The sequence below is a fragment of the Limnochordia bacterium genome, assembly GCA_023230925.1.
GTDB lineage: Bacteria > Bacillota > Limnochordia > DUMW01 > DUMW01 > JALNWK01.
In genome coordinates this window covers 1-8,564 of sequence record JALNWK010000079.1, presented here as the reverse complement: position 1 = coordinate 8,564, position 8,564 = coordinate 1, and the positions used below count along the sequence as shown (strand labels likewise).

The window sequence follows — 8,564 nt, the reverse complement described above, 5'->3', positions numbered from 1 at the left end:
TACGATATCCTTCCATCCTATTGGTCAACGCTACAAAACAACCACGAACCATCCTCCAATATCTATGCCTCAGTCTCAAATAATGTACGCGCTAACCGTCTCATTTATTGTGGTATCTAACACGAATGAACCTTTTAGGGAATTCAAGATCTCTCGGCTGTCCATGGTAATGTCTGCTAACCGGGAGTGTACAGCCAGCATTTAGCTACAGAAATAGGCCTGCTTTCCTGATATCAGATCTTGGAGACGTAGAGCTGGATAAAAATTACAAATATAGTCTCTGAAGGCAGTATTCGCCAAAGGGGAGGCCCGTTGTCTTAAGAGATTGCTCTTATAGAATACAGATACTGTAAGAGGATGACATACATAACACTATTACGAATGCTACAATGTAGCATAAACTTGCTGACCAGTTGGGCTATATTTGTTGTTTTGCTTGTTGACATAGGTAGAGAAAACACTGTTATACACTATTGCAGAAGATTAGATGTCGCGAATTCCCGGGGTTGACATATGTATCCGACATGGTATAATTGAGGTAACATTGGAATGCTACATAATGCATACACGCGGACAATTGAAGCTATGGCTCGGGATTAGTCGCTTCTGAAGACTATTTTTTTGGAACTAGAGTAGCATACCTATCCAGATTAGATTACTATTATAGGAGATAGAATAATATGGTAACCCAAGCGGAAATAGCCAAAAGAGCAGGAGTAACACGAGGCACAGTCTCCCGGGTTTTTAACTTTGATAAACGAATTAGTGCCGAGACAACAAAAAAAGTGCTTGAGGTGGCCGAACAACTCGGATATGTACATCCAAGACTTAGTAGAATAAAAAACACCCTAACGGTTATTGTTTGTGCCGGGAGTGTAGGGACGAAACTAGCCGAAGGCTGTTTTTTTATGGAGACGTTTAGAGGCATATCGGACTTCTGCAAAGAATCGGGATATACAACTAGAATGGTCAGCTTCAGCTACGAGCAAAACCACGAGTTAGTTGATGAGTTTACGAAGATCATAGACAATTCGGAATCGGCTGGGTACATCTTGCCAAGTGTAATTCCAGTAAACGAGGGCCTGCTTGAACCCTTTTTCCGAGCCAGAAATCCCTTGGTGCTAGTCAATCGATATCTAGACAGTTGTAGCATCAACTGTGTTGTCAATGACGATGTATGGGTCGGAAGAACTACAGCCAAGTTCTTCCTGAAAAAAGGTCATTGCAGGATCGGTTACATAGGCGGCCCCTTAAATGCTACAGCTATGCGAGATCGTTTCTGCGGTTTTCGAGAGGTATTGATTGATGGTGGAGTCTATAGGCCAGAATACTGTTCTTTTCACAAGAACCTCACTATGGACGCGGGATATCAAGCGATGTCTGAACTAATACAAGCGCATGATAACATTACTTCTGTGTTCTGTTGTAATGATGAAAGCGCGCTCGGTGCAATACGAGCTATCAAGGATCTGGGATTAAGAGTACCACATGATCTGTCGGTCATTGGACATGATGGTTTCATTACGGAATTGGATGGCAACCTTGTATTGACAACTTTTAAGTTAGGGCTTTACGATTTGGGTTATCAGGCCGCAAAACTTGTTGTTTCGAGAATCGAGAATCCTGGGATTATACCACAACAGATCGTGATTAGACCGGAATTCCGTATTGGTAACACGGTCTGCAGTATGAAATAGCAGCCATTTGGTCGGATGCAGGAATGGAGGTGAATGAGGTTCCGTTGATGCAGTGGTAGGTAGTTACAGTCAATACCAAAGACAATGAAGGTATTTATCATTTCTTGAATGGAGGAGTGCCTGCACCGAGAATAAGACTGATGTTATAGACCGAATCGAGAAACCTACTGGGACTTGTTTTGTGCTGATCCATACGATTTGGGTATTAAGGGTAGGGGTACGATTACTGTGAAAGGACTGCCTGTCTAAACTCACTGAGCTTATCGACCTGAAGGATTCATTAGTTCTGCATAATAATGAACATATTAAAGAGTAACAATTATTAGCCTAACGTTTAAAGGTGGGAGGAGAAATGCAAGTAAAGAAATTCATAAGGCAAATATGGATGGTTCTGTTTGTTGTCGCTGTCGGATTCTCAATTGCTAGCGGAAAGGAGACTATACACTTTCTTGGCGTTGGTTACTCTCCGTCATTGGTTCAAGCTTTGAAGCAGAACATTCTGCCGGAGTTTGAGCGGCAACACAATGTTGAGGTGATACTAGAGAATACTACTTGGGATGAACGCGTTGACCGTTTTATTACCACAGTAATTGGTGGTATGGCTCCCGATGTCATAACCACAGGTTATTATGCACCATACGAGGAAGGCGCTGCTGGATTGCTGATGCCACTAGACAAGTACCTAGGTCAGTGGGAATATCAGGACCTTATTCCGGAACCTATATGGGAATCACAGAGTTGGGCAGGTAGCATCTATGCTATGCCAGTTGACATTGATGTGAGAGGAATCGTCTACAGTAAGCTGTTCTTTGAACAGGCAGGTTTTGATGGAGACCAGACCCCTGAGAGTTGGGATGAGCTTGTGGAGTGGACACGACGCCTAACTGTATTAGGGAGTGATCAGCAATCCGTTGAGAAGAGAGGATTGTTCGTTTCGGCACATGCGCAACATCTGTTCTGGTATATGTTGCAGGCTGGGATACAGCCGGTCGATGTGAATATACTCGAATCAGATTTCGATAAACCAGAAGCCATAGATGCAGCACAAATGCTCTTGGATCTTCATCTTGCAAGACAGGGGGACCTACCTGGACCGCAGTCTGGGGGAATATTCTGTGAAGAGACAGCTATGAGTTGGTATCACCCAGGCTGGTTTAACAAGTCTTTAGCGGAACTGGATAACCCTGAGGAGATGGTTCGTCATCTAGGGATATTTGCTCCGCGTCGTTCGCAGTTAGATGATCCTGTGGCTATAGGGTTCATTAATGGTTTGGCAATTCCTCAAGGATGCAAAAACCCAGAACTTGCATGGGAATTGATCGCATATCTAACACGAAAGGACGTCTTAGAGGAAATACACAAGATCACCGGTACAGTGAGTCCCCGCGTGGATATTGTTCCTGAACTGATGGTATGGCCTGGCGCGGAGATGTTTTACAGCCTAATCCCCTATATTCGGACCACGATTGTCCCTCCACCCAGAAATCGAGCACAGGGTCAAGTGGAGGAGTTGCTCAAGGCAATGTATTCCATGCGAATACCGCCTAATAGAGTTGTACAAAACGCACATGACCTATGGACCAGATTGCTACAAGAGTGGAAAGCTTCTATGACAGAATAAGGTGGAACGAAAAACCTTTCCTATAAGGAAGGAGATGAAACCTGGTGAATTTTCACGTGTTAGCAATGTTCTCCCTGATTTTCGTCATAGTTATTAGTGGCGCTACGCTTATATATGGTCAGACTGCAGAAGCCAGGTTGCCATTGGCGAAACATCCGAGACTAGTAGCTGATAACACCGAATTTGAAAGACTTAAGGAGCGAATGGAAAACGATCCCGTTCTTGAATCGTGGTATTCAAAAATCCGAGCGGCTGGCGACAACCTCCTTTATATTGATCCAGTTGAATACCTACTGCCGGATGGTGTTCGTCTGCTAACGACAAGCAGGGAGGTTCTTTCGCGGATCTACACCCTTGGATTTCTCTATAGAGCAACTGGGGAACAGAAATATGTGGACCGGGCATGGCTCGAACTTCAGGCAGTAGCCAGTTTTCCCGACTGGAATCCTAGTCATTTTCTAGATACCGCCGAAATGACCCATGCTTTTGCTATAGGATATGACTGGCTATACGATGCATGGGATGACGCCAAACGGCAGTACATTGCTGACATCATTGTTCAAAAAGGTCTTCAGCCAGCGCTGGATGCGTATCGTCATTCAGCATGGTGGGTCAATGACATCAGTAACTGGAATGTTGTCTGCAATTCGGGAGTGGCTCTTGGAGCCATTGCCCTGGCCGATGAGTATCCCGAGCTCGCAAGTACGATTATGGAGAGGGCCTTGGGATCAATCCGGTTCTTTTTGGACAGACTAGATGGTTTTGAAGGAGCGTGGGATGAAGGGCTACACTATTGGAATTACTCGATGGAGTACTTGGTTGCCTATCTAGCTACCCTCAACACGGCGTTCGGTACTGACTATGGGTTAACTGATAGAATCGGTGTAGAAGAGGCTGGAACGTATCCTATCTACATTAGTGGACCAACTGGATTAGCCTTTCATTACGGTGATGGCACCATTAGGGAGCCAAATCTACCTGTTATGTATTGGTTTGGGGAACGATTTAACAGACCCGAATATGTACGTTGGCAGTCCCAGAGCTTGGCCGATCTTAGTGGCGTGAATGAGCGGCTCCACCGCAGTGTCTGGAATTTGCTATGGTATAGCGAAGAACAAGACAGTAGTCTTTTGCCCTTGGATAGATATTATCCGGGTCTAGAGGTAATCACTTTTCGTAGTGCTTGGCAGGATCCAGAAGCCCTTTTTGTGGGTTTTAAAGGGGGAGACAACGCAGCCCCCCATGGTGATTTGGATCTTGGAACGTTTGTGTTGGATGCGTTAGGTGTACGTTGGGCCATTGAACTGGGTTCAGATGACTATAACTTGCCAGGCTATTTTGATCAGGATAAGACAGGTCGGAAACTGGGTGGACAGCGCTGGAATTACTATCGCAAACGCGCCGAAGGACAAAATACTCTAGTTCTCAATCCTTCGCCATACATAGATCAAGATTCCCGGGCGAAGGCTGCCATTGCTTTCTACGACACGAAGCCAGACCAAGCACTAGCGGTTGCTGATCTGAGTAAGGCCTACAATTTGTATGGCAAGAATGTGTCCGTGATGCGCGGGGTAGCTTTGTTTGATCGTCGGCGTCAAGTCATCATTCAAGATGAGATAACTAACGATATTGAGTCAACAGTATGGTGGTTCATGCATACGGCGCAACAGATCAGTATTAGCTCCGATGGGAAACTGGCGACACTAAGTAACAACAACAAGCGCTTGGAGGTGCGGATCCTTTCACCAAGCAATGCTGAATTGATGGTTATGGATGCTAAACCGCTTTCAAGCTCACCAAATCCATCAGGGCAGAATCCGAATCAAGGCATAAGAAAACTGGCAATCAAGGTATCTGGCGTGAAAAAACTACGACTAACAGTCCTGCTAACACCCCTTTCTGAAGGAGAGAGTATTGGGCAAGTGCCAGAGGTACTTCCGTTGGCACAGTGGCTTGAAGCAGGAGGAAGCGAAGTGCCCTTATGGGGGGGTACCCAGCCTAGATTGAAGCTTGATATTGACTGCCCCTATAAGGGGATGAAGAGCCATGGTTATTTACCTTTGGATATTGTAGCTGATGGGCTGGATACGATCGATATTGAAAACGTAACCGTTCGGTTAAACAACGACATCGTCTACAGGGGTGGGAGTCTTCCTGTGGCAAAGTCCATTGACACAACACAGTACGAAGATGGTCAGTATCAGCTTACCGTGCAACTGACAACCGCTGATAACCTGTGTTTTTCTAGCTCAGTGCAATTTGAAATAAAGAATCGTTGGGTATTAATAGATGATATGAAAGCTCCCGTTGATGCAGGTATACTCGGGACTATTAACTTGTCTAAGGCGAGTATGGAGTCAGAAGGATGGGCATATACGAATAAACCAGAGAATATATTCGGGGATGATTCTCGGCGAATCGGAACTTCGGGTTCGTCCGAGTACATTATATGGGAAGCCCCTCAATTAAAGGAATACCTTGTAACCATGTACAGCAGAGAAGACTTTCGTGAAGACGCCATTACCCTATATGTCTCTTCTGACAAGGTGAACTGGGAGGAACTTGATTACACGGTAACTACAATATCGTCTAGTAACGGATGGACAGAGTATAAGTTAGAAGGTCAAGCAATAGCCAGCTCAAATTGGTTTAAGCTTGTTCTTGATGGGATGAGCACTCCTAATGAATCCTTGCAGATTGGTGCTGTCAAGCTTGTTGGTTTGGTGATGGTGGAATAGATCGTTTGGGACTGCTGTAACTGTCAATGCTAGTAGGGTGTGAACTAATCTGTGTCTATATGCTAGAGAGGATGATGCTATCGGGTCATAACCGAGATACTTAAGTGATAAGGTGCAGGGACGAAGGAGATATGGGATGTTTTGTTTCTACGTTTAGTTTAGTATGTATCAACAGGTGTTTTGCTGTCTGGCAGACAGGACCCGGGAATACTGAACCATGAACCCAGGAGGGATAACAATGGAAAATAACATTAGGATATCGGTAGTGTTAGTGATAATATGTTTTGCTTTACTATCTCCTTGTGTTTTGGTTGGAGCAGAGGGTATCAACCTAGTAGAGAACGGCGATTTCGAATTGGTCGATGCCGAAGGAAAACTCGTTGGGTTTGATTATTGGCTTGCAGAGGGAGATGTAGCGATTTCGGTAGTAGATACAGCTGCCCGAAGTGGGCAACGTTCTGTGCAAATATCAGGATCCAGCACACCTAGGGGATGTATCACTTATAGGACGGATATTCAAGGGGGCAGCAAATATCGGATTCAGGTGTGGTATCTCTATGATATCGACGGTCCATGGGAATCGCCTAAGGGCAACGTGCCTTGGATGGGGCACCATGTAATGATGCGGTTAATGGCATACGGAGAAGACGGAAAGAAGATTAAATGGGATGAAAACTGGCTTGCGGATCCTGATGAAGGCTGGTTTGACGTACGTGATAACATCCATGTCTTGCCCGCACCATGGGAGCTAGGGAATACTGAAGAATGGTCCTCCCTCGTTGTTACCGTGAATTTCCCCGAGAATGTCAAGAGAATAGAGGTTAATTTATTTAACTGGTATGGAGAGGGAGCAGTATATTTCGACGACTTTTCACTTACTCAGTTGTAGCTTGCTGTCTGCTCCAAACTTGATATGTAATGTCGAGGCTTTCCCTTGTTAGCCTTAGTCTGTGCCGACTGTCTCAGGTACCCTTGGGATGGTCGGCCTTTATTCCAAAGGAAGTGTATAGGTGTCAGTGCTAGAAAACTAGATGGATGAGGCGTGGTGAGTATGTATTATTCTGATGTTGATCGCGGGCGCTCGGTTGCTAAGGATCCCGCCGTTGTAAGGTTCGAGAACAAGTATATTATGTATTATTCGATTCCCCCTTACGGTGATGGTCGTACAAATGATACGTGGGCCATAGGGGTTGCGGAAAGCCAGGATCTGAGCACATGGTCCAAAATAGGTGAGGTTCTTCCTGAACATGACTATGAGGAGAATGGAATATGTGCCCCAGGGGCCATTGTCTTACGAGACCAAGTCCATATCTTCTATCAGACATATGGGAATGGTCCGAAGGACAGTATTTGCCATGCTGGTTCTACTGATGGAGTGCTCTTTGACCGAAATCCAACGAACCCTGTCTTTCGTCCAACGGGAGAATGGAATTGTGGACGGGCCATTGACGCTGATGTCATTCACTTTAAAGATAAGCTTCTGCTTTATTTCGCGACTCGTGATCCTTTGATGAAGCAACAGATGCTAGGCGTGGCTGCAGCTCCCATAGAATCGACGTTCTCCAGAAAAAACTGGGTACAGCTGTGTCCCGGCCCCATACTACAGCCAGAACTTTGGTGGGAACAAGATTGTATAGAGGCACCAGCTGTATGTAACCGGGATGGCAAATTATTTATGTTTTACGCTGGTGCCTACAATAACAAACCTCAACAGATCGGCTGTGCTATGAGTAAAGACGGTATTCGTTGGACTAGGTTATCAGAGCAACCGATATTACCGAATGGGCAACCAGGTTCCTGGAATTCAAGTGAATCGGGCCACCCCTTCGTGTTTGTGGATGAAGATGGACAGACGTATTTGTTCTACCAAGGCAACAACGATCTAGGGAAAACATGGTATTTGTCGAAGGCGGTAGTTGATTGGAGTAACGACGTGCCCAGCCTTACCCCCGATCTAGGTTAGTCAGTCGCTACCTGTGAGTAGTCGAACTTTGCTGGGAGACTCGGCGTTCCTATTCATGTTTCTAGGACGCGGTCCTTGAATCAGTGACTATTGTAAACTGTAGACTGGTTGTCACAGACTAGAGTCTAGAGTATATTCAAACCATGAGGTGTTACCTTCTGGCCCCCAAAAACGGTGGGGTTGCACTTATGGGACTTAAGAATGCGAAGTACGAACGCTTGATCTGAATTAAGGGAATTGATCTGAGAAGTGCCTAAACAATTCTGAAGAAGGAGACTAAACTGTTTGCGGAGAATCCTTTCATAAGAGTTTTTTCCATGGAAGGAATTGTTTATGAAACTAAGGAAACGAAAGAAAGAAGACATCGTCATTCTACTCGTGATAACGCTAATTGCTTTGGCTATAGGACAAGGCCTTCCTGCATGTGTACCACCGGTACAGCCATGCGGTAAGGCACGGTATCGTAAGGCGAACATGAAGGATATAGTCCGAGCGGTACAAGCCCACTACGATAGTCTTCGGTTATACAGACGATTGTTTCGTGC

6 protein-coding genes are annotated in these 8,564 nt (G+C 45.4%); all 6 read left to right on the top strand.

Annotated elements, in window-relative coordinates; genetic code table 11:
- The first annotated feature begins 680 nt into the window (after positions 1-680).
- The gene (locus M0Q40_11990) at positions 681-1,697 is read left to right on the top strand and encodes a LacI family transcriptional regulator (protein ID MCK9223315.1); all 1,017 of its coding nucleotides are present in this window, start codon (positions 681-683) and stop codon (positions 1,695-1,697) included.
- Between the two features lie 352 nt (positions 1,698-2,049).
- Complete coding sequence (locus tag M0Q40_11985; GenBank protein MCK9223314.1) at positions 2,050-3,318, top strand: extracellular solute-binding protein; 1,269 nt, start codon at positions 2,050-2,052, stop codon at positions 3,316-3,318.
- Between the two features lie 44 nt (positions 3,319-3,362).
- Positions 3,363-6,056 (top strand): heparinase II/III family protein, encoded by a 2,694-nt coding sequence (locus M0Q40_11980; protein ID MCK9223313.1) that lies wholly within the window; start codon positions 3,363-3,365, stop codon positions 6,054-6,056.
- Positions 6,057-6,294: 238 nt separating this feature from the next.
- Complete coding sequence (locus M0Q40_11975) at positions 6,295-6,945, top strand: hypothetical protein (protein MCK9223312.1); 651 nt, start codon at positions 6,295-6,297, stop codon at positions 6,943-6,945.
- A gap of 162 nt (positions 6,946-7,107) precedes the next feature.
- Entirely contained in the window at positions 7,108-8,019 is a 912-nt protein-coding gene (locus tag M0Q40_11970; GenBank protein ID MCK9223311.1) for a family 43 glycosylhydrolase, read from the top strand.
- Between the two features lie 333 nt (positions 8,020-8,352).
- The coding region (locus M0Q40_11965; protein MCK9223310.1) for a hypothetical protein at positions 8,353-8,564 on the top strand (212 nt) is incomplete at its 3' end.